Raw genomic sequence first — 22514 nt, 5'->3', positions numbered from 1 at the left:
AGATGGTCAAGAAAATACTCCGCCCCTTCGCCGCGGAAGCGCCGCTGCAGGTGATCCTGTTCATCGGCCACCACAAGGCCGGCTCGACCTCGCTGCAGGATTTCCTGGCCCGCAATGCGGCGGCGCTGGCGCAGCAGGGGATCCTGTATCCGTTCACCGATTTCGAGGGCATGGCGCATCTGGCCGCCGCCGCGGGCGGGCAGCGGCCGCGGGGGGCACTGCCGGTCAATGTGCGCGAGCCGCATAATGCGCTGGCCTTCCGGATGCTGGCCGCGCGCCGCAAGTGGACGCTGCCCGGCTATCACAAGCTGCTGCCGGGCCTGGCGCAGATGCAGCATGCGATCCAGCAGCAGATCCGCTTTTCCCGGCCGCATACGGTGATCCTCGCGGCTGAGGTGTTTGCCAATTTCGGCACCTATGGCACGGCGCTGATCGAAGAGCTGGCAGGCGGCTTCCCCGGCGCTGAATTCACCGTGGTGGCGACGCTGCGGCGGATCGACGACTATCTGGCGTCCTGGCACGGCCAGCGGCTGAAATTCGGCCACCGGGTGAAGGCGCTGCGCAGGGGCGGCGGCGAAGACTATTTCCGGGGCATTCATTTCGACTACCGGCGGATGCTGGAAGCCTGGCTGCAGGCGCTGCCGGAGGCGCAGCTGATCCTGCGCGATTACGCCGATGTGCAGGCGGGCGGCGGCTCGGTGGCGGATTTCTTTGCCCAAACCGGGCTGGTGCTGCCGAAGGGTCTTGCGCCGGAGCGGCGCGAGAACGACTCCCTGCACCGGGCCGCCTACGAGATTGTCCTGAAGGGAAACAGGCGGCTGCCGCCGGAGCAGGCGGACCGGCTGCGCCAGGCGCTGGCAAGGCAAACGCCCCGCCTGAAACTGCCGGCCAGCAGCAGCGTCGAGCTGTTCGGCGCGGCCCGCCGGGCGCGGCTGGCAGAGCGGTTTGCACCGGTCGATGCCTGGCTGGGGGCGCTGGACGGGCGGGCCGGGTTCTTTGCCGGCCTGGATGGGATCCTGGCAGAACGGCCGGTCCCGGAGGCCGGGGCCTGCGGCCAGCTGCTGGCGCAGCTGGAGACGCGGCCGGACTGGTGCGGCGGCGATGCAGACCTGCAGGCCATAGCTGCACTGTGCGCGCAATGGGCTGCGAATTCGGCCCAGCAGGCCGGCGCGGGCTGACACCGGGCAGCATCGGGCAGCACAGGGGGCGGCGGCAACTAGACGTTTCCTTTTGCGGTGTCCTGGGGTAGGGCGGAACCGCTGAAAGGGCGGCGGAACGGGGCGCAGGCGAGGAAGGGGCACAACATGGCTGCAGGCAGATTTCTGATGGTGGGCGCAGGCCTCTCCGGCGCTGTGATCGGGCGGCATCTGGCCGAGGCGGGCCACCAAATCACCGTGATCGACAGCCGCGGCCACATCGGCGGCAACTGCCATACTGAGCGCGATGCGGAGACCGGCGTCATGCTGCATGTCTACGGGCCGCATATCTTCCACACCGACGACGCCGAGGTCTGGGACTATGTGAACCGATTCGGGACTTTCAGGCCCTACAAGAACCGGGTGAAATCCACCACCCGCGGGCTGTCGGGCGAGCAGGAAGTCTTCTCGCTGCCGGTCAACCTGCACACCATCAACCAGTTCTTCCGCAAGACGATGCGCCCGGAGGAGGCGCATGATTTCATCACGCAGGAACAGGCCGACACCTCGATCGAAAACCCGGAGACCTTCGAGGAGCAGGCGCTGCGCTTTGTCGGCAAGGATCTCTATGAGGCGTTTTTCAAGGGCTACACCATCAAGCAGTGGGGCATGCACCCCTCTGAGCTGCCTGCCTCGATCCTGAAGCGGCTGCCGGTGCGCTTCAACTACGACGACAATTACTTCTTCCACAAATTCCAGGGCATGCCGGAGGACGGCTATACCGCGATGATCGCCAGGATCCTCGATCACCCGGGCATTTCGCTCCGGTTAGAGACTGAATTCACCCCGGAGATGGGAGAGGGCTTTGACCATGTGTTCTACTCCGGGCCGCTCGACGGCTACTTCGGCTATGAGCTGGGGCGGCTGGGCTACCGGACCCTGGATTTCGAGCGGTTCACCCATCAGGGCGATTACCAGGGCTGCGCGGTGATGAACTACGGCGAGGAAGAGGTGCCCTATACAAGGATCACCGAGCACAAGCATTTCGCGCCCTGGGAAGAGCACGAGGGCTCGGTCCTCTACCGCGAGTTCTCGCGCCTGGCGGAGCCCGGTGACATCCCCTACTACCCGATCCGCCAGGTGAAGGAGAAGGAGCTGCTGGCGGCCTATGTGGCGCTGGCGGAGGAGACCCGCGGCGTCACCTTTGCGGGCCGTCTCGCCACCTACCGCTATCTCGACATGGATGTGACCATCCGCGAGGCGCTGGACGCCGCGCGCGGCTTTGCCGCCTGCCTGGAGGCCGGGGCGCCGGTGCCCGCCTTCTTCACCTCACCGCTTTAGGCGTGTAGGAAGCAGGGAAAACCCAGCGTATTCCCCAGCTGACAGAGGGCGGGCCGACATGACTGACACCATTGCCTCAGGCCCTGCAGGTCCGGCGAACCAGGCGCTCTCGAAGCTGCGCGCGGGCACCCGGGACGGCAAGCTGGCCAGCCATGTGAATTTCGGCCGCGGCATTGATCTGCGGGCGGATCCGGCGCTGCAGCTGTGCGGGCGTTATGCCTCGCCGCGGGGGCGGATCCTGGAGCTGTCGGCGCAGCCGGGCGGGCAGGGGGAATGGTGCGGGCTGCATCTGAAGCTGGAGGCCCGCGATCTGCGGGGCTGGGGCGCGCTGGGGTTCGTGCTGTGCGGGATGGCGCCGCAGATGCAGCTGCTGCGGGGCTGCGTGCGCTCTGGCACCAGCGAGGGCTTCAGCGACTGCTTTTTCAGCAAGCATATGCTGCTGCGGCCCGAGGAAAGCAGCTTTGCGGATGCGCTGATGCTGACCGGCGGGCCGCAGCTGCCGCTGCAGGCGCCCTGGCGCGAGCTGATCCTGTTCCTGCCGCCCGAGGCGTTTGAGCTGACCCTGACCGATTGGCGCGTCTTCCTGGTATGACGGCGCCGCGGGGGCAGCAGGGCGCCGGGGCGGCGCGGTCGTTGGCGCTGGTGATCCCGGTCCGCAATGATGCGCGGGGGCTGGCGGCGCTGCTGCGCCAGGCGGCGGAGATGGGCTGTTTTTCCCAGGTGGTGATTGCCGATGACGCCTCGGACCGGCGGGTGCGGCGCTGGCATGTGCCGCTCAGCCTGCTGGGGTGCACCACGGTGCTGCGCAGCCGGGTGCAGGGCGGCGCCGGGCAGGCGCGCAACCGGGCGCTGGCGGCGGTGGGCTGCAGCCATCTGGTGTTTTTCGATTCCGATGACCTGTTCACCGCAGACCTGCCGCCGCTGTGGCAGGAGCTGGACGGGGAGGACTTCGATTTCTGCCTGTTCCGGCATTACGACAGCCGGGCGCTGGCGCAGGGCAGATTGGGGCAGATGCCGGTGGATGACCTCCTGTGGCGGATGGCGGGCTGTGCCGCGGGCGGGCTGCAGATGGTCTCCGGGCTGGCGGCGGCGCGGCTGGCGGAAACCGCCAATTACCCCTGGAACAAGATCTACCGGACCGCTTTCCTGCGCGAACACGGGGTGCGGTTCTCGGAGCTGCCGGTGCATAATGACATTGCCGCCCATTGGCAGAGCTTTGCCTGCGCCGGCCGGATCCTGGCCTCGGACCGGGCCGCGGCGGTGCATGCGGTGCGGGAGGGCGGCGGGCGGCTGACCAACCGGCGCTCGGCGGAGCGGCTGCGGGTGTTCGAGGCGCTGGCGGAGGCCGCGGCGGCGGTGCGGGCCCGCCACGGCACTGCCAGCGTGCTGATGCTGGCGCTGCTGCGGTTCGCCTGCGGGCTGATCGATTGGGTGCGGGGGCAGATCGAAACCGGGCTGCAGGCGGAGTTCGACCGCCTGGCGGCCGGGTTCCTGGGCCGCGAGTTGGGGCGGGACGGGCTGTCGGGCTGGCTGAGCCGGGAGGATCCGGTGCTGGCCCTGCGGGTGACGCTGCTGATGGCACAGGGAACGGGAAGGGGACAGAGCTGATGCGGGAGTTGGAGGTGCCGGTGCAGGGCCGTCTGCGCGAGCTGTCTGAGCGGGTGCGGCTGCGGTGATCCGGATCTTCAAAACCGGCCGCCACGCGCACCGGTCGCCGCTGAGCTACCCGGCGCTGGCGCCGCTGTTCGCCGGCGCGGTAGAGACGGTGGACCGCCCGGAACAGGCGGATCTCTACCTGTTCGCCCACAGCCTGGATGTGGAGGCGGCGCCGGAGGCGCTGGTGCGCGACTGGCGGCAGCGGCGGCGGCCGGTGGTGCTGCTGTCGGAGGAGCCGTTCTGGGACACCATCTGGACCGGGCAGCCGCTGGCCCGGGAGATCTGGCTGGAGACCTCCTGGGGGGCGCTGCCGGCGGTGCAGCTCAATCACAGCACCAGCCGCATCTTCCGGTTCCGCCGGATCCCCTACTACCTGCTGACCAGCCACCGTTTCGCCAATGCCTACCGCTGGCGCTTCAGCCGCAATGCCGCGCGCAGCGAAGCGGAGTGGCGGGCGCATTTTGCCGCCTGCCGGGCGGAGACCGTGTTCATGTTCGAACGTCGCCCCGAGCGCCGCCATGACGTGTGCTGGGAGGCCGCGGGCATCACCGGCCTGTGCGCCTGGCGCACCCGGCTGGCCGAAGCCTGCGGCCCGCGGGCGGAGCGGCTGGGGCGTAGCTGGCAGCCGGGGATGCCGCGGCGCCAGGCGCTGCCGGACTGGCATCTGGACAAGCTGGTGCGGCTAGACGGCCATGCTAGCAGCCTGGCGGCGATCGAGAACACCCACCACCCCGATTACGTGACCGAGAAGTTCTTTGATGCGATGGCCTGCGGATCGCGGCCGCTGTACTGGGCTGCTGCCGGCCACCGGATTCATGAGTTCGGGGTGCCGCCCGAGGCCTGGCTCAATCTGCATGGGCAGGATGCCGCCGCTGCCGCAGACAGCCTCGGGGCGCCGTTTGCGGATGCCGGTTTCCTGGCCGCTTGGCGGGAGGGGCAGCAGCGCCTGGCGGAGCTGTTCAATGATACCGGCGTGTTAGTGGCCGAACGGGAGCGGCTGCGGCGGGATGTCCTCGCAGAGCTGCACAAGATTCTGCAATTATAGGCAGTGTGCGGCAGGTCCCTCTTTTCCGGGCGCCCGGTTGCTTTGCGGCGGGAAACCCAATACGGAAAGCTTGGGTTTTTGTCAGCGGCTGCCAGGTTCTCCCGGGGCGTTCCGGAAAGAATGGCCGCGCATCTCAACGAGGACGGGCATGCTTGCCAGTATTGTCATCAGGACATTGAACGAAGCATCATATCTGGATGACCTTTTGACGATGATCGCCCGGCAGCAGGCGGCGGATCTGCAGCATGAGGTGGTGCTGATCGATTCCGGCTCGACGGATGGCACGGTGGAGATCGCCCGGCACCATGGCTGCCGCATCACCACCATCGCCAAGGAGGAGTTTTCCTTCGGGCGCTCGCTGAACCGGGGCTGCGATTTCGCCCGCGGCGAGATCCTGGTCTTCATCTCCGGCCATTGCATTCCGGTGGATGAGCATTGGCTGCAGCGCCTGTGCCAACCCCTCATCGAGGGCCGGGCCGATTACACCTACGGCCGCCAGGTCGGCGATGACGACAGCTATTTCTCGGAGCGCCGGATCTTCGCCAAGTATTTTCCCGAGACCAGCGCCGTTCCGCAGGACGGGTTCTTCTGCAACAATGCCAATTCCGCGATCGCGCGCGCGGCCTGGGCCCGCCACCGGTTCGACGAGGAGCTGACCGGGCTGGAGGATATGGCGCTGGCCAAGCAGATCGTGGCGGCAGGCGGGAAGGTCGGCTATGTCGCCGAGGCGCCGGTGTTCCACCACCACAATGAAAGCTGGGCCTCGGTGCGGCGCCGGTTCGAGCGCGAGGCGCTGGCCCTGCAGACCATCATGCCCGAGGTGCAGATCAGTCGGCTCGACATGATCCGCTATATCCTGACCAGCGTCTGGATGGATCTGCGCAGCGCCCGCAAGAACCACAATCTGCGCGGGCACTGGCGCAATATCCTGCGCTACCGGATCGCCCAGTACACCGGCTCTTATGCAGGCAACCACGGCCACCGCCGCCTGTCGCAAAGCCGCAAAGAGCGCTTCTTCTACCCTTCCGTCAATGAAAGTGATGCCGATAATGCCTGGCTCAAACCGCACCGTCGCCCTGCTCCCTATGAAGGCCAACAGCCAGCGGGTGAAAGGTAAGAACTTCCGTGTGCTGCACGGCAAGCCGCTGTTCCGCTGGATCCTCGACAGCCTTCTGGCGGTGGAAGAGATCGACGAGGTGGTGATCAATACCGACGCCCGCCATATCCTGGCGGAAAACGGCCTGACGGACGGGCCGCGGGTGACCATCCGCGACCGCAAGCCGGAGCTTGTCGGCGACACCGTGTCGATGAACCTGATCCTGGCCGACGACATCGCCGCGGTGGAGGCGGGCACCTATCTGATGACCCATACCACCAACCCGATGCTGTCCTCCGCCACCATGACCGCGGCGCTGGCGCGCTACCGGGAGCGGACCGCGGCGGGCACCGCCGACAGCCTGTTCACGGTGAACAGAATCCAGACCCGCTTCTACCGCGAAGACGGCAGCCCGGTGAACCATGACCCGGACAACCTGGTGCAGACCCAGGACCTGGAGCCCTGGTACGAGGAGAACTCCTGCCTTTACCTGTTCTCCCGCGAAAGCTTTGCCGCCACCGGTGCCCGCATCGGCAAGGCGCCGGTGATGCATGAAACCCCGGCTTTGGAGAGTGTCGATATCGACACCCCGGACGACTGGGACCTGGCCTGTGCCGTTGCCGCCATCAAATACCCTTTTTCCGAGGCTGCCGAATAATGAAAGACGTTCTTGTCACCTGCCCACCGATGCTGGGCCAGATCGACCTGTTCAGGGACTATGCCGCCGGGCGCGGATTGAAGCTGCATCCCGCCAAGGTCACCCAGACCCTGAGCGAGGCGGAGCTGGAAGCGCTGCTGCCGCAGTATGACGGCTGGATCATCGGCGACGACCCGGCCACCCGGGCGGTGTTTGCGGCGGGCCAGGCCGGGCGGCTGCAGGCGGCGGTGAAATGGGGCATCGGCGTCGACAATGTCGATTTTGCCGCCTGCAGGGATCTGGGCATCCCGGTCATCAACACGCCGCTGATGTTCGGCGCCGAGGTGGCGGATGTGGCCACCGCCTTTGTCATCGGGCTGGCGCGCGAACTGTTCCTGATCGACCGCTCGGTGCGGGCGGGCGGCTGGGCCAAGCCCGCGGGCATCAGCCTGGCCGGCAAGCGCGCCGGCGTTGTCGGCCTCGGCGATATCGGCCGCAACACGGTCACCCGCCTGCAGGCCCTGGGGATGCAGGTGACGGCCTATGATCCGGGTGTCGGGGGCGATGCCGGCATCGCGGGCCTCGAGCGGGCCGTCTGGCCTGCCGGGGTGGAAGATCTCGACTTCCTGGTCTTCACCTGCTCGCTGAACGACCATAACCGCCACATGCTGAACGGCGCGGTGCTGGAGCAGGCGAAGCCGGGCATCCGCATCGTCAATGTGGCGCGCGGGCCGCTGATCGACGAGCCGGCGCTGGTGGCGGCGCTGCAGGCGGGCCATGTGCATTCCGCGGCGCTGGATGTGTTCGAGGACGAGCCGCTGCCGGCGGACAGCCCCCTGCGCGGCATGGACCGCTGCATCTTCGGCTCCCACAACGGCTCCAACACGGTGGATGCGGTGATCCGCGCCAGCCATGAGGCGATTGACAAGCTGGCCGGTTTCCTGGCCGCGCCCGGGGAGAACGGCTGATGGCGCAGACGAACGGGCTTTGCGTCGTCCTGGGCAACGGGCCGTCGCTCAAGGGGTTCGACCTGACCCGGCTGGCGGGCACCGCCTCGCTGGGCATGAATGCAGCCTACCGCTACTGGGATGAGATCGGCTGGTATCCGGATTACTATGCCTGCCTGGACGATCAGATGATCCTCTCGCATCACGGCGAGATCTACCGGCTGTGGAAAGAGGGGCGGATCCGCAAGTTCTTTGTGCATGGCACCTTCTTCGACCTGCACCCGGACTGCATCCGCGATCCGGCGTTCCATTCGCTGGACCAGGTGCTGCCGCACTGGTACCGCCGCCGCGGCCAGAAACAGGGCTGGCCGGACCTGACGGAGCACCCCGCCTTCAAGACCCAGGACACCACCAAGGTGACCACCGGCGCCTTTGCCACCCGGTTCTGCGCCTGGATGGGCCACAGCAAGCTGGCGCTGATGGGCATCGACCTGAAATACGTCGAGATCCTGCCCGAGGCGGAAGCGACCGAGGGGGTCGGCCTGGTGATGAAGGAAACCCCGAAGGAAAACCCCAATTACTTCTTTGCCGGCTACCAGCAGGCGGGCGACAAGTACAACATTCCCAACCCCGACGTGCATGGCAATGAGCTGCACATCCAGTCGTTCCGGCTGGTGCGCGAGGATTTCCGGCTCAACGGGCAGCAGACCGAGGTGGTCAACACCAACCCGGCGTCGCTCTTGGAGGATGAAAAGGTCTTTGAACTGGCGGAGATCGGCGGCCTGCTGATCCCGCACAAGCTGGCGGCGGTGGTGGTACCGGCCACCGGCTTTGAGACCGGCGCGGTGCTGGAGAACTTCCGGATCTGGGCCGATCCGGCGCATGCCCCACTGCTGCCGGGGGACGGCGACAACCGCTGCGCCCTGGTCCTCATGTTCAACAACGAGGACTGCCGCCCGCAGGAGGCGGAAATCCGGGCCTGTTTCGCCGAGACCGGGATGCAGCGCTATTTCTCCCATCTTGCCTTTGAGTACCTGGGCCTGCGCGGCGCTGCGGATAAATACGAGCGCGACTATTCCAAGAAGGTCGGCGAGGAGGGCTACAAGTCCGGGCCCAACAACCAGTTCTTCCTGACCATGGCCCGCGCCCGCACCCTCGGCCATGCGGTGTTCCAGATGGAGACCGACTGCGTGCCGCTGCAGCCGGGCTGGCTGGCGGCGCTGCGCCAGGAGATCGAGGCGGCAGAGCCGTTCTGGATCCTGGGGTCGCGCTACCACGGCACCGAAACCCTGTCGCCGGCCTTTGCCAATCATCTGAACGGAAACGCGGTCTATGCGGCAGGCGACCCGGGGTTCCAGGACTTCCTGGACACTTTCTGGGAGCCGCGCACCCGCCGGATGGTGGCGGGAACCGACCGCCGCCTGGCCTATGACTGCATCCTGGAGAAGCTGTTCACCGAACAGGGCGAAAGCGACCCGGAGGTGGCGGCGGTGCTGCGCGACCACGGCAGCAAGTTCCGCGAAAGCCCGGCGATCCTGAATGTCTCCGGCAAGGCCGATCTGGCGGATCTGCCGGCGGATTACCGCAGCCGCTTCCTGGAGCGGTTCCCCGGCGCCTTCATCCTGCACAACCGCACCGCCCAGCAGCGGACGTCGGCGGCCGTCGCGGCGGCGGCGGAGACCGTGCTGCCGCGGCTCCTGGTGATCGACATGACGGCGATGGGCAGCAGCAGCGCCACCGGCCAGATCAAGTCGAACCTGCTGCGCGGCTGGCAGCCCGGCCGGATTCTGCAGGTGGCCAGCCCGGGGGCGGACCGCTTCAGCCTGGTGCGCCGCAGTGGCGATGGCAGCTATGCGCAGCTGGAGCTGCCGCTGCAGCGGATCCGCGCGGAGATCGATGCCTTCGCACCGGAGGTGATCCTCTACCGGCCGCTGGCGAACCGCCCGGCCCTGCATGAGTTTGCCATGCAGGAGATCGCGGAGCGGAACCTGCCGCTGGTGACCTGGATCATGGATGACTGGCCCGCCCGGCTGGCGGCGGAGGAGCCGGAGCGCTTTGCGCAGATGGACGGCGACCTGCGGCAGCTGCTGGCGCAGTCGGCGCTGCGGCTGTCGATCTGTGATGCGATGTCGGAGGCCTTCGAGGCGCGCTACGGGGTGCCGTTCAAGGCCTATGCCAACGGCATCGACCCGGCCGCCTGGCAGCCGCGCCTGCATGGCGGCGGCGGGCTGCTCTTGCGGTATGCCGGCGGCCTGGCGCCGGACATGAACGCAGACGCGGTGCAGCGGGTGGCCCGGGCGGTCTCGGAGCTGGCGGCGGAGGGCGCGGATATCCGGCTCGAGATCAATACCCAGCCCTGGTGGAAAAAGCAGAGCGGGCATCTGTTCGACGGCCTTGAGGGGGTGGCTCTGACGGCGAAGACGCGCAGTCCGCAGGATTATGCGGCCTGGGTCTGCGAGGCGGATGCGCTGCTGATCGCCTACAACTTCGATGAGGCGTCGAAACGCTACGTGCGCTACAGCATGGCCAACAAGCTGCCGGAATGCCTGGCCTCCGGCGCGGCGCTGCTGGTGCATGGCCCGCGCGATGTGGCCACGGTGTCCTATGCGGAGAGCACCGGCGCGGCCGAGATCGCGGCGGCGCCGGATGCGGCCCAGTTGAAGCAGGCGCTGCAGCGGCTGATGGATCCGGAGCACCGCCGCCGCCTGAGCGCCGCCGGGCGCTGGGTGGCGGAAGAGCGCCATTCCCTGGCCGGGCTGGCAAACGGCCTGGCGGCAGATGTGGCGGGTGTCTGCCCGCGGCCGGCCGGGCCGCGGGCCTGGGCCGCGGCAGCGGCGGAAGGGTCCGGCGAGGTGCAGGTGCTGGAGGAGGCGGCGGGTTTTGCCGCGCTCGTGCGCGCCGGCGGCCGCGGGGCGGCGGTTTACGACAGCCCGGAAGAGGTGGTGGCGCAGGCCCTGGCTTCGGGGGCGGACTGGCAGGGCTGGCTGGTGCTCTGGATGGCCGAGGCGCAGGCCTGCCTGGCGGCGTTCCGCGCGGCCGATGGCCGGGTGATGCTGCTGCCGCGGCGGCCCTGGGCGGCGGCGCAGGGCGAAGAACCGCCCGGGCTGCAGGAGATCCTCCCCAGCGGCCGCGGCAGCCTGGCGCCGCTGACGGCAGTGCCGGATCCGGATCCGGCCTTCTATGCCATGGCCGGGCTGCTGCTGCAGTCGCAGCCGGAGGCAGCCCAGCTGCTGGAGGAACTGCAGGCGTGCAGCCGGCTGCCGGAGGCGGCTGCGGCCGGGCCGGCGGTCAGTCTCGAAGCTGTGGCCGCAGCCGGGCAGCGGCTGTGCCGGCAGCGCAGTGAGCTGGCGGTGCAGCTTTCGGACGGCGATCAGCAGCGCGGCTTGCTGGAGGAGCAGCTGAAGCAGCTGCAGGCGGTGGCGGAATCCTATTACCGCCAGCTGGCGGCCCGCACCGCGGAGCTGGAGCAGGCCCGCGGCGAGCTGGAACATGTCTACCGGTCGAAATCCTGGCGGGTCACCAAGCCCCTGCGCGAGGCGCGCCGGGTGCTGCGCACGCCCGACGGGGGCGCCGGCAATGGCTGAGGCCCGCGGCGGGCCGGCCTGAACGGCCCCCGCGGCAGAAAACTCCGCAAGGCGGTGCAGACCGCCTTGCCAGAGGGGGGCAAAGGGCGCCCCGCAGGCAGAAACCAGCCCCTGCCGGCAGGGGCGACTCTCTGCTTCTCTTTCCGGTGCATCTGCCCTAAGCACGGGCGGAGGCACCTTTGGCAGACAGGACAGGAATTGTAATGAAAAAGGCTCTCATCACCGGCGTCACGGGCCAGGACGGTTCTTATCTGGCGGAGTTTCTGCTGGAGAAGGGCTATGAGGTGCACGGGATCAAGCGCCGGGCCTCGTCGTTCAACACCCAGCGGGTCGATCACATCTACCAGGACCCGCATGTGGACAACGCCCATTTCAAGCTGCATTACGGCGATCTGACCGACAGCTCGAACCTGACCCGGATCATCCAGGACGTGCAGCCCGACGAGGTCTATAACCTCGGCGCCCAGAGCCATGTGGCGGTGTCCTTCGAGAGCCCGGAATACACCGCCGATGTGGATGCCATGGGCACCCTGCGGCTCTTGGAGGCGATCCGTTTCCTGGGTCTTGAGAAGAAAACCCGCTTCTACCAGGCGTCCACTTCCGAGCTTTACGGCCTGGTGCAGGAGACGCCGCAGCGCGAGACCACGCCGTTCTACCCGCGCTCGCCCTATGCGGTGGCCAAGCTCTATTCCTACTGGATCACGGTCAACTACCGCGAGGCCTATGGCATGTATGCCTGCAACGGCATCCTGTTCAACCACGAGAGCCCGCGCCGCGGCGAGACCTTCGTGACCCGCAAGATCACCCGCGGCCTGGCCAATATCGCGCAAGGGCTGGAGCCCTGCCTCTACATGGGCAACATCGACGCGCTGCGCGACTGGGGCCATGCCAGGGATTACGTGCGGATGCAGTGGATGATGCTGCAGCAGGATCAGGCGGAGGATTTCGTGATCGCCACCGGCAAGCAGTATTCGGTGCGCCAGTTCATCGCCTGGTCCGCCGCCGAGCTGGGCGTGCATCTGGAGTTCTCCGGCAGCGGCGTGGAGGAGATTGCCACCGTGGCGGCGGTCGAGGGCGGCAAGGCGCCGGCGCTGAAGCCCGGCGATGTGGTGATGCGGATCGACCCGCGCTATTTCCGCCCGGCGGAGGTGGAGACGCTGCTGGGCGACCCTGCCAAGGCCAAGGAGAAGCTGGGCTGGGTGCCGGAGATCACCACGCAGCAGATGTGCGCCGAGATGGTGGCCGAGGACCTGAAGACCGCCCGCCGCCACGCGCTGCTGAAAGAGCACGGCATGGCGGTGCCGGTCAGCGTCGAAGGCTGAGGAGAGCTGGGGCGGAGAGGTCCGCCCCGCCACAGGGAGGCGGCACAACCGCCCTAGGCGGTTGTGCGCCGCCGGCCGCGCCATCGGGCACGGGGAAAATAAAGCGGAGTAGAATGAATGTGGATTGTTGCCAACGGGGCGCTGAAAAGCGGCAGCACGTGGATTTACCAGCTGCTGTCGCAGCTGGAGGAGACCTCGACCACCCCGCCTGAGTTTCAGCAGAAGGGCTGGAAAAACGCATCGGTGACGCAGGCTAGCGTGGCGGATGCGGCACGGAGCCTGGGCGCAAGGCCCGAGGTCTTTGTCTCCAAGCAGCATTGGGCGCGGGACAACAGCTACTTGCTGCAGCAGCCCGGCATCAAGGTCGTCAATATCGTCCGTGACATCCGGGATGTGATCGTGTCGCGGTTCCACCATGACAAGCGCACCTTCGGCTATCCCGGCAGCATCAGCGACTTCCTGCGGGAACGCATGGAAAACATGGTGGCGGAAAACGTGCACTACCATTCCTACTGGATCAACTCCAGCTACATCTCAGCGGATACCTACTACGTGACCTCCTACGAGTATCTGCTGGATCAGTATGAAACGGCGGCCCGGGCCCTGTTCGATTTCTGCGGCTTCCCGGTCAGCCAGGCATCCTTTCAGGCCACGCTGGAGCAGAACCTGTTCCGGAACAAGCCCAAGACCGGAGCGGGGCAGTTCTTCCGCAAGGGGCGGGCCTTCAGCTTCGGCGACGACCTGACCCCGGAGCAGTCGCAGATGATCCTGGATCAGGCGCAGAAGCTTGGCTTTGCCGGGGTGAAACGGAAGATTGCCGATTTCAACCCCGAACTGACCGCCTATCTGGAGCAGACGGATCTCGGCCTGTCATGAAGCTTGCGGTCATCGGAAACTGCCAGGTTACCCCGCTGGGGCGCATCCTGGCGCAGCTTTGCCCCGGCGCCTCGGTGGATACCTACGAAGTCTGGCGCATGGCGGCGGCGGATTTCGAGGCCGCGGCCGGGAAGGTTTCCGGGTATGACATTCTGATCAGCCAGCCGCTGAACGCCCCGAAATACGGCGTTCTCACCACCCGGGAACTGCGGCAGGCGCTGCGCCCGGCCCAGCAGCTGGTGACGATCCACAACATCCATTTCGAAGGCACCATGCCGGATTGCACCTATGTCGGGCCGATGGGCGCGCGGGTCACCAGCCCGCTGTCGAATTACCACAGCCGGATCATCGTCGATGCCTACCTGGCGGGGCTGAGCGTGGAGGACTGCGCCAGAACCGTCGCCGAAGGCGGCGAGATGCAGCCCGCCCGCAGATGGAAGGAGAACATGGCAGAGTTCGAGCGGCGCGAGGCCGATGTGGATGTGCCCTTTGCCGCCCAACTGCTGGAAGAGATCAAGACCCGCAACAGTCTCTATGTCTTCAACCATCCCAGCCAGCGGCTGCTGGAGCGCTATGCACAGGCTATTCTGCAGCATCTCTTCGGCGCCAAGGCGCCCAAGGGGGACGCCGGCAAACCCGCGCTGCCCGATATGCTGATCCGCCATGGCGTCTGGCCGGTCTATGACTGGATCGCGGAAAAGTTTTCGCTGCCCTACCGCTCCAGCCTCTATGTCCCGTCGCGAAGCTCGAAGCTGCCGCCTTTGTCGATCCGGGATTTTGCTGAAGCCAGCTACCGGATTTATGACGGCGTTCCGCGGGAGAAACTGATCTATTGAGCGGCTCCAGAACACCATCGACAGGAATTTGACATGGAAATCCGCAGTGCAGGCCATCGGGGCAGGGGGCGCCCGCCGGGACGGGGCCTGCGGAATATCACGGGCGGTTTGCCGGGACGGAAGCCGCTTCCCGGGCCGGGACAGGTATTGGAGGGCGGTGCCGACAAACGGCCGCCGGCAGTATGGAGATGAATGACGTGGCGATGCCAGAAATTGTTGTGACCGGGTTCCCCAAATGCGGAACGACGGCGCTGATGAGAACCTTTGAAGACGATCCGGAAGTGATCACCCTGCGGGCGCCGAGCCTGACCATGGAGGTGCCCTGGCCGGTGATCAAGGAGATCCGGCCGGCCACGATTGCCGAGGGCAGGGTGCTGGCGCATAAATACACGGCCTATGCCTACAACAAGGAGGCGCTGCAGTATCTGACCGCAGTCAACCCGGACAGCATCCTGGTGCTCTGCGTGCGCGACCCGGCCCGGTCGCTGGTGTCCTGGCACAAGATGCACCGGTCGATTGCCCGCTCGGAGAAGGACACCGGCCATTTCGCCTATCTGGAGCGGGACTTCTATGCGGAGTGCTCGATTCCCGACTACTACGAGCGTTTTGCCAAGCGCCGCCTGCGCTATGATCTGCATTTCAAGAACATGCTGGAGATTGTGCCGCTCAGCCGCCTGGTGGTGGTCTCGCAGGAGCGGATGGCCCAGGGCATCGGCGAGGTGGCCGCGCATCTGAAGGCGGTGGCGCGGGGCAGCACGGCGCCGCTGGCGGCGGCCGCGGGCACGGAAGAGGTGCATCAGGGCTATGCCGACCGGGTCGAGCGGACCCTGCCGGTCGCCATCCGCAATGAGTTCAAGCGCACCCGCAAGCGGCTGGCCGAGGCGGTTGCCGAAAGCGGCGTGCAGAGCTGTCTTTGAGCAGCAGGGAGGACAGCGGTATGCGGATCTATGTAGCAGGCCACCGCGGCATGGTTGGCGGCGCCATCCTGCGTCGGCTCGAGGCGCGGCAGGCGGCGGGGGAGGCGCTGGAGCTGATCACCCGCACCAGCGCCGAGCTGGACCTGACCGACCAGGCGGCGGTGCGCGGCTTTTTCCAGGCGGAGAAACCCGATCAGGTGATCCTGGCGGCGGCCAAGGTGGGCGGCATCGTCGCCAACAATTCCTACCCGGCGCAGTTCATCTATGAAAACCTGATGATCGAGTGCAATGTGATCCACGCCGCCTATGAGGCGGGGGTCCGGAAGCTGCTGCAGCTCGGCTCCTCCTGCATCTATCCCAAGCTGGCCGCGCAGCCGATGGCGGAGGACGCGCTGCTGACCGGCGTGCTGGAGCCCACCAACGAGCCCTATGCGGTGGCCAAGATCGCCGGCATCAAGCTGTGCGAGAGCTACAACCGCCAGTACGGGGTCGATTACCGCTCGGTGATGCCGACCAACCTCTACGGGCCGGGCGACAATTTCCACCCGGAGAACTCGCATGTGCTGCCGGCGCTGATCCGCCGCTTCCACGAGGCGGCAGAGGCGGGGGCAGCCTCGGTCACCATCTGGGGCTCGGGCACGCCGCGACGCGAGTTCCTGCATGTGGACGACATGGCGGCGGCCTCGCTGTTCGTGATGGATCTGGACGCGGAAACCTACCAGCGCGAGACCGATCCGATGCTGTCGCACATCAACGTGGGCTGCGGCGAGGATGTCTCGATCCTGGAGCTAGCGCAGCTGGTGGCAGAGGTGACCGGCTTCAAGGGGGAGATCCAGACCGACCCGTCGAAACCGGACGGCACCCCGCGCAAGCTGATGGATGTCTCCCGCCTGAAACGGCTCGGCTGGCAGGCTGGGATCAGCCTCGAGGACGGGGTGCGCGGCACCTATGACTGGTTCCTGTCGCAGGGTCTGGACAACCTGCGCGCCAAGTAAGGCGCGCCGGCCGGCCGCTTAGACCCCATGATCGGTTTCTGAACAGACTGGGTTAGCGGCCTCTCCCGCGGCATTCTCCGTTCGAGGGTTGCACCCGGTTGGCGGGTGCCGTGCCTCAAGAATGGGGGAGAGACCACATGCAGGATAGCACGTTCATCGGTCTGGATGTCCACAAGGCGACAATCTCAGTTGCAATTGCAGAGGGTGTACGGGGCGGAGAAGTCCGCCACCTAGGGAAGGTGCCGCACCGCCCTGATCAGGTCCGCAAACTGGTCGAAAAGCTGACGGCCAAGGGGGCACGGCTGCATTTCTGCTATGAAGCAGGCCCCTGCGGCTATGGCCTCTATCGCCAGCTTGTCGAGATGGGGCATGACTGCATCGTGGTGGCGCCATCGCTGATCCCGGTGAAAGCGGGCGACCGGGTGAAGACCGACCGTCGCGATGCAGTGATGCTGGCGAAGCTGCATCGAGCTGGAGAGCTTACGGCGGTCTGGGTGCCGGATGCGGCGCACGAGGCGATGCGCGATCTGGTGCGTGCCCGCGCGACCGCGATGCGGGTGGCAGGCAAGGCGCGTCAGCACCTTCAGGGCTTTCTGTTGCGCCACAGCCGGATCTATCCCGGCAAGAAGGGCTGGACGGGGGCATACCGGCGCTGGCTTGCGACAGTGGGCTTCACACATCCAGCGCAACAGATCGTCCTTCAGGATTACATCGATGCCGTCGCGGATGCCGAAGCGCGGGTCGAGCGCCTGACGCGGCAAATCACAGACCTTTTGCCGACCTGGAGCCTCGCGCCGGTCGTTGATGCGATTCAGGCGATGCGTGGTGTCGGCTTCATCGTTGCAGTGACGGTGGTGGCCGAGGTCGGAGACTTCCAACGTTTCGATAATCCGCGGCAACTGATGGCTTATCTGGGGCTGACGCCATCGGAGCATTCCAGCGGGGGCAGCGTGCGGCGAGGCGGGATCACGAAAGCAGGCAGCGGACTTGCCCGGCGTGCGCTGATCGAGGGCGCCTGGAGTTACCGGATGCAGGCGCGCGTCAGCCCGAAGCTCCTTGCCCGGCTGGAGACGCTGCCGCAAGCCGTCCGCGACATCGCCTGGAAAGGACAGCTCAGGATGTGCCACCGCTATCGGCATCTGATTGCGGCCGGAAAAGCCAAAGTGGTGGTCATCACGGCGATCGCGCGCGAGATGGTCGGCTTCATCTGGGCGATCGCTCGCACCGTCTCACCCGCCAAAGCCTGAGGAGACCACGAGCAACAACGCCTCGACCCTTTCCGGTGCGCAGGGTTGGGGACGGAACGCGGTGGGGAACCCTTGTGCCCTGTTATGGGCCGACACTGTCGATGCCCGATCCTTAGAACAAGGCAGCCCCAGGACGAAACCACGGTCATGCGGTAACCAACCCGCGCATGAGAGCTTGCTCAACCGTCGTCTCAGTTCCGTCTCCTACCCTGCGCATCCACATCACGCCCTGACCGGCCCGCCGGAAGAAGCGGCTATGAAACAAGGGGTTGACAACGATCATGAGAGCAGGGCGGGCGCTTACAGGATCACCTGATGCTCGGCCTGGCCGCGGATGCCTGCATCCGCGGCGAAGGTCTGCCCGGCGGCCGCTTCAGCGCCCTCTGCCAGCCCCTCGGTGGCGGAGGTGACAAACAGAGTCGCCAGACCGGCACCGCCGAAGGCCGGGCAGGAGATCTGGCTGGCGGCAAAGGGCACCGCCCGGTCAAACCGCCCATCCGGCAGGTAGCGCGCCACCCGCGACGCCCCCCATTGCGCATTCCACAAGCCGCCCTCGCTGTCCGCGACAGCGCCGTCCGGGTTGAGGCCCTCTGCGCGCAGATCCAGGAACAGCTCCGGCTCCCGCGCGGCAGGCCAGCCGTCGGCATCGCGCAGCGCCTGGCGCCAGATCTGCTGCTTGGGCGTGTCGGTGAAATAAAGCCAGCTGCCATCGGGGGAAAAGCAGATCGCATTGGGAATGGTGATCTTGCCGTAGATCCGGCGCAGCTCGCCGCGGAAATAGCGGTAGATGGCGCCGGCCTCAGGCTCCAGCGCCTTGCCCATGGTGCCGATCCAGAAGCCGCCCCAGGGGTCGGCGCGCCCGTCATTGGAGCGGGTGATCGGGTTCTCCGCCTCCAGCGGCAGGATGTCCTCGCTTGTGCCGCTGTTGAGATCGAACCGCAGCAGCGCCGTATCAGAGGCGATCAGCAGGCTGTCCCGGCCGAGCCAGCCCGCGGCCGAGACCGGGCCGGGAAAGTCCCAGTCCCGCGCGGCGCCATCCTCCAGGGTCATTAGCTTCCGGGTGATGATGTCGAACCAGAACAGCTGGCCGCGGCCGGGATGCCACAGCGGCCCCTCGCCCAAGGTGCATCGGCGGGCATCAAAGAGGGCAGGGCGGGGCTGGTCAGTCATGGCGGGCCTCAGTCGTGAAAGGCATCGGTGCGGGTCTGGCGGCCCAGCAGGAAAGCATCGGCAACCAGCGTCAGCGGCCGGATGTCCACATCGCTCTGGCGGCGCTGCAGCCGGGCGGCGAAATGGCGGTAAAGCGCGTCATACTCGCTGCCCGCATCCGGGTCCGGCGCTTGCTCCTGCTCGTCCAGCAGCAGCCGGGCGCCGCCCTCGTGCAGCGCCAGATGGCCGGCATCGGTCTCCACCGTGATCGACCAAGTCTGCGGCCCGGTTTGGCGGAAGTCGAAATCTGCGCTGCCCTCCAGCCCGCCGGGGCCTGCCAGCGACAGCCGGGCGGCGATCGGGGTGGCGCAGTTTTCCGGCACCTCCAGCTCCGCGGCGGTGAGATGCAGCGGGCAGGGCAGGATTTCGGTCAGGATCGACAGCGCGTTGATGCCGGGGTCGAACACCCCCAGCCCGCCGGGCTGCCACAGCCAGGTCTGGCCCGGATGCCACTGGCGCACATCCTCGCGCCAGGTGACGGCGACGTTGCGCACGGCCCGGCCGGCCAGCCAGGCCCGGGCGGCGGGCACGCCGGCGGCAAAGCGGGAATGCCAGCTGGCAAACAGCACCCGGCCGCGGCGCGCCGCCTCGGCCTTGAGCGCCAGGATCTCGTTCACGGTGGCGGCAGGCGGTTTTTCTAGCAGCACATCCAGCCCCGCCACCAGCGCCTGGCGGGCCAGATCCATGCGCACCTGCGGCGGGGTGCAGAGCGCAATGGCGGCAAGCGCCGGCCCCTCTGCCTGCAGCGCGTCCCAACTGGTGAAGGCGGGCACATCCGCCAGGCGGGCATTGAGGCTGAGGGTGGCGGCCAAGGTGAAGGCGCCGCTGCGCTCCAGCGACGGCACATGCTGGTCCAGGGCGATCTTGCCAAGCCCGGCCAGCGCGATTGGTGTCGTGCCGTGATCCACTTTACCCCCATCCGCCCCGTCCTGCGGGAGCGCCCTCATGCCTTTGAAACGGGTCTAAAAAGCTTTACCGCTGCCCGCAAGGCACATCTGTGCCGGTGCCGCGGCTGCGGACGGTTTGCGGGGTTGCCAAATTCCGGCCGCCATGTGCAAAACCGGCACAGGTTCGGCAAAAGGAAATGCAGCGCATGATTACCCCCATTCTTCTGTGCGGTGGCTCCGGCACCCGGCTGTGGCCGCTGTCGCGCAAAAGCTATCCTAAGCAGTTTGTGCCGCTGGCGGGGGAGACGACGCTGTTTCAGGCTTCGGCTGAGCGGCTGTCCGGTCCGGGCTATGCGCCGCCGCTAGTGCTGACCAATTCGGATTTCCGCTTCATCGTGACCGAGCAGCTGGCGGGCGCGGGCATTGATCCCGGCGCCATCCTGATCGAGCCCGCCGGGCGCAATACCGCGCCGGCGGTGCTGGCGGCAGCGCTGTGGCTGCAGAAAAGCGATCCGGATGCGCTGATGCTGGTGGCGCCGTCGGATCATGTGGTGCCCGATGCGGCGGCCTTCCGCGCAGCGGTGGCGGCCGGCGAGGACGCGGCGCGGGCGGGACAGCTGGTCACCTTCGGCATCAAGCCGGACCGGGCAGAGACCGGTTACGGCTACCTGGAGCTAGACGGCAGCCCGGGCGATTTTGCGCCGAGGCCGCTCGGGCTCAGGCGGTTTGTCGAAAAACCCGATGCACAGACCGCCGAAGCGATGCTGGCCTCGGGCCGGTACCTGTGGAACGCGGGTATTTTCCTATTTTCAGTGCAAACCATTCTGGAGGCCTTCCGGACTCATGCGCCGGAGTTGATGGCCCCGGTGGAGCAGGCGGTGGCGCAGGGGCAGCCGGACCTCGGCTTCCTGCGGCTGGACCCGGAGGCTTGGGAGGCGGCTGCGGATATTTCCATCGACTATGCGGTGATGGAGCGGGCGGCCAATCTGACGGTGGTGCCCTTTGCCGCGGGCTGGTCTGACCTGGGCGGCTGGGACGCGGTCTGGCGCGAGACGGGTCCGGATGCGGCCGGGGTTGTGGCCTCGGCCAATGCCACTGCCATTGACTGCGAAAACACCCTGCTGCGCTCCGAGGACGAAGGGCTTGAGGTGGTTGGCATCGGGCTCAAGGACATTATCACCGTGGCGATGCACGATGCGGTTCTGGTGGCGGCGGCGGACCGGGCCCAGGACGTCAAACAGGCGGTGGCGGCGCTGAAGGAAAAAGGCGCCAGGCAGGCCACCGAGTTTCCCAAGGACCACCGCCCCTGGGGCTGGTTCGAGAGCTTGGCGGTGGGTGACCGATTTCAGGTCAAGCGCATCCATGTGCATCCCGGCGCGGCGCTGAGCCTGCAGAGCCACCACCACCGCTCCGAGCATTGGATCGTGGTCGAGGGGACCGCCAAGGTGACGGTGGACGACGAGGTGAAGCTGGTGACCGAAAACCAGTCGGTCTATATCCCGCTGGGCGCGGTGCATCGGATGGAAAACCCGGGCAAGGTGCCGATGGTGCTGATTGAGGTGCAGACCGGCAGCTATCTCGGCGAGGACGACATCATCCGCTATGAGGACATCTATGCCCGCGGCCAGGGCGCCAAGGGCTGAGACGGGACTGTACCGCTGTGAGCGCCTCTTTGCTGACGATGTTCAAGGACCTGCACCGCGGCGAACGCTGCGTGCTGGTCTGCAACGGCCCGTCGCTGAACCGGATGGACTTGGGCTTTCTGCGCGATGAAATCGTGTTCGGGCTGAACAAGATCTACCTCGGTCTGGAGAAGTTCGGGTTTTATCCGCGTTACCTAACGGCAGTGAACGACAAGGTGATCCGCCAGTCGGCGGAAGCCTACCGGCAGATGAGTTGCGTGAAGTTTCTCTGCGAAAGCTGCGCCGATGTGGTGCCCGCGGATGCGCTGACCTTTCACATCCGCACTATCGGGCTGCCGGAGCGGTTCTACCGGGACATCACCGAGGGTGTGCGCGGCGGCCATACGGTGACCCATGCGGCGTTCCAGATCATCCGTTACATGGGGTTTTCCGAAGTGGTGGTGATCGGCATGGACCACCGTTTCGAATATACCGGCCGCCCCAACCAGGAACTGCAGATGCAGGGCGGCGACCCCAATCACTTCAGCGCCGATTATTTCCGCGGCCAGAAATGGGATGCGCCGAATCTGGCGGAATCCGAGGTCTCCTACCGGGTGGCGCGGCGGATCTTCGAAGAGGAAGGCCGCCGGATCATTGATGCCACCGTGGACGGCGCCTGCGATATCTTTCCCAAGGCGGACTACCGCAAGCTGTTCGGGCTGGGCTGAGCCTCAGCGCATCAGCCATTTCTCCAGCTCCGGCGTGACCGCGCACATCCGGATCCAGTCCCCTGCCGCGGGTTGGTATTTGTGCAGGTGCAGCTTGCCGACCAGTTCCACAAGCGTCCGTTCCGGGCACTGGCAGCGGGCAGATTTTCCTGGAGGACCTGTTTCCCGGCCAACTGGACGCAGATGATTTCCTGTTCTGAGAGCGGCTGCACGTCGGCTGTCGGGCGCGCGCAGGGGGAGGCGTCAGAGTGCGTAGCCCGCCTAATAATTACATAATACGGATTACCAGAAAATTTTCTGTACACTGGGCACATTCTAAACTGGGTTGCGACAAATTCCCTATCTTGCTGGAAAGCAAGGAGAATGGAAGATGGCCCATACGGAGCTGGATTTGCGTGAACGGCGCACAATCGAAGATATGCTGAACGCAAAG

General features: G+C 66.6%; 19 protein-coding genes. 17 read left to right on the top strand and 2 right to left on the bottom strand.

Features of this window, described 5'->3' with window-relative positions; all coding sequences use genetic code 11:
• Positions 1-2 precede the first annotated feature (2 nt).
• The 15 genes from AB1A62_RS20830 to AB1A62_RS20760 all read left to right on the top strand — a co-directional run bounded on the left by AB1A62_RS20830 (position 3) and on the right by AB1A62_RS20760 (position 17635).
• Positions 3-1178 carry a hypothetical protein gene (locus tag AB1A62_RS20830; RefSeq protein ID WP_366663382.1) on the top strand — a complete coding sequence of 392 codons (1176 nt, stop codon included), beginning with the start codon at positions 3-5 and terminating at the stop codon, positions 1176-1178.
• Between the two features lie 126 nt (positions 1179-1304).
• Positions 1305-2477, top strand: coding sequence for a UDP-galactopyranose mutase (gene glf / locus AB1A62_RS20825; protein ID WP_366663381.1), 1173 nt, complete (start codon positions 1305-1307; stop codon positions 2475-2477).
• A gap of 58 nt (positions 2478-2535) precedes the next feature.
• Complete coding sequence (locus tag AB1A62_RS20820) at positions 2536-3069, top strand: hypothetical protein (protein ID WP_366663380.1); 534 nt, start codon at positions 2536-2538, stop codon at positions 3067-3069.
• Complete coding sequence (locus tag AB1A62_RS20815; RefSeq protein ID WP_366663379.1) at positions 3066-4085, top strand: glycosyltransferase family A protein; 1020 nt, start codon at positions 3066-3068, stop codon at positions 4083-4085. The genes AB1A62_RS20820 and AB1A62_RS20815 overlap by 4 nt, the downstream gene beginning before the upstream one ends.
• Positions 4086-4149: 64 nt before the next feature.
• Positions 4150-5178 (top strand): glycosyltransferase family 10, encoded by a 1029-nt coding sequence (locus tag AB1A62_RS20810; protein WP_366663378.1) that lies wholly within the window; start codon positions 4150-4152, stop codon positions 5176-5178.
• A gap of 148 nt (positions 5179-5326) precedes the next feature.
• Positions 5327-6295, top strand: coding sequence for a glycosyltransferase (locus AB1A62_RS20805; RefSeq protein WP_366663377.1), 969 nt, complete (start codon positions 5327-5329; stop codon positions 6293-6295).
• On the top strand, positions 6264-6932 hold the full coding sequence (locus AB1A62_RS20800; protein ID WP_366663376.1) for an acylneuraminate cytidylyltransferase family protein: 669 nt from the start codon (positions 6264-6266) through the stop codon (positions 6930-6932). Before AB1A62_RS20805 ends, AB1A62_RS20800 begins: the two co-directional genes overlap by 32 nt.
• Positions 6932-7879: an NAD(P)-dependent oxidoreductase gene (locus AB1A62_RS20795; protein WP_366663375.1), complete on the top strand. Its 948-nt coding sequence runs from the start codon at positions 6932-6934 to the stop codon at positions 7877-7879. Before AB1A62_RS20800 ends, AB1A62_RS20795 begins: the two co-directional genes overlap by 1 nt.
• Complete coding sequence (locus AB1A62_RS20790) at positions 7879-11442, top strand: hypothetical protein (RefSeq protein WP_366663374.1); 3564 nt, start codon at positions 7879-7881, stop codon at positions 11440-11442. The genes AB1A62_RS20795 and AB1A62_RS20790 overlap by 1 nt, the downstream gene beginning before the upstream one ends.
• Before the next feature lie 203 nt (positions 11443-11645).
• On the top strand, positions 11646-12764 hold the full coding sequence (gene gmd / locus AB1A62_RS20785) for a GDP-mannose 4,6-dehydratase (RefSeq protein ID WP_366663373.1): 1119 nt from the start codon (positions 11646-11648) through the stop codon (positions 12762-12764).
• 117 nt (positions 12765-12881) lie between these two features.
• The gene (locus tag AB1A62_RS20780; RefSeq protein WP_366663372.1) at positions 12882-13640 is read left to right on the top strand and encodes a sulfotransferase domain-containing protein; all 759 of its coding nucleotides are present in this window, start codon (positions 12882-12884) and stop codon (positions 13638-13640) included.
• A complete protein-coding gene (locus AB1A62_RS20775; protein WP_366663371.1) occupies positions 13637-14476 on the top strand; it encodes a WcbI family polysaccharide biosynthesis putative acetyltransferase in 840 nt (279 codons plus the stop codon). The genes AB1A62_RS20780 and AB1A62_RS20775 overlap by 4 nt, the downstream gene beginning before the upstream one ends.
• Positions 14477-14658: 182 nt before the next feature.
• Positions 14659-15393 carry a sulfotransferase domain-containing protein gene (locus AB1A62_RS20770; protein WP_366663370.1) on the top strand — a complete coding sequence of 245 codons (735 nt, stop codon included), beginning with the start codon at positions 14659-14661 and terminating at the stop codon, positions 15391-15393.
• A 20-nt stretch (positions 15394-15413) separates the two neighbouring features.
• On the top strand, positions 15414-16388 hold the full coding sequence (locus AB1A62_RS20765) for a GDP-L-fucose synthase (RefSeq protein WP_366663369.1): 975 nt from the start codon (positions 15414-15416) through the stop codon (positions 16386-16388).
• A 137-nt stretch (positions 16389-16525) separates the two neighbouring features.
• On the top strand, positions 16526-17635 hold the full coding sequence (locus tag AB1A62_RS20760; RefSeq protein WP_366663368.1) for an IS110 family transposase: 1110 nt from the start codon (positions 16526-16528) through the stop codon (positions 17633-17635).
• Positions 17636-17935: 300 nt separating this feature from the next.
• Here the strand turns inward: AB1A62_RS20760 and AB1A62_RS20755 are convergent, their stop codons facing one another.
• Positions 17936-18805, bottom strand: coding sequence for an SMP-30/gluconolactonase/LRE family protein (locus tag AB1A62_RS20755; RefSeq protein ID WP_366663367.1), 870 nt, complete (start codon positions 18803-18805; stop codon positions 17936-17938).
• Positions 18806-18813: 8 nt separating this feature from the next.
• Positions 18814-19791 (bottom strand): Gfo/Idh/MocA family oxidoreductase, encoded by a 978-nt coding sequence (locus AB1A62_RS20750; RefSeq protein ID WP_366663366.1) that lies wholly within the window; start codon positions 19789-19791, stop codon positions 18814-18816.
• Between the two features lie 146 nt (positions 19792-19937).
• On the opposite strand from AB1A62_RS20750, the gene AB1A62_RS20745 reads away from it, so the two are divergent.
• Entirely contained in the window at positions 19938-21374 is a 1437-nt protein-coding gene (locus tag AB1A62_RS20745; protein WP_366663365.1) for a mannose-1-phosphate guanylyltransferase/mannose-6-phosphate isomerase, read from the top strand.
• Between the two features lie 17 nt (positions 21375-21391).
• Positions 21392-22081 carry a 6-hydroxymethylpterin diphosphokinase MptE-like protein gene (locus AB1A62_RS20740; RefSeq protein WP_366663364.1) on the top strand — a complete coding sequence of 230 codons (690 nt, stop codon included), beginning with the start codon at positions 21392-21394 and terminating at the stop codon, positions 22079-22081.
• The last annotated feature ends 433 nt before the right edge of the window (positions 22082-22514 follow it).

It is taken from the genome of Leisingera sp. JC11, from assembly GCF_040704725.1.
GTDB lineage: Bacteria > Pseudomonadota > Alphaproteobacteria > Rhodobacterales > Rhodobacteraceae > Leisingera.
This window is presented reverse-complemented; position numbering and strand designations above follow the sequence as displayed.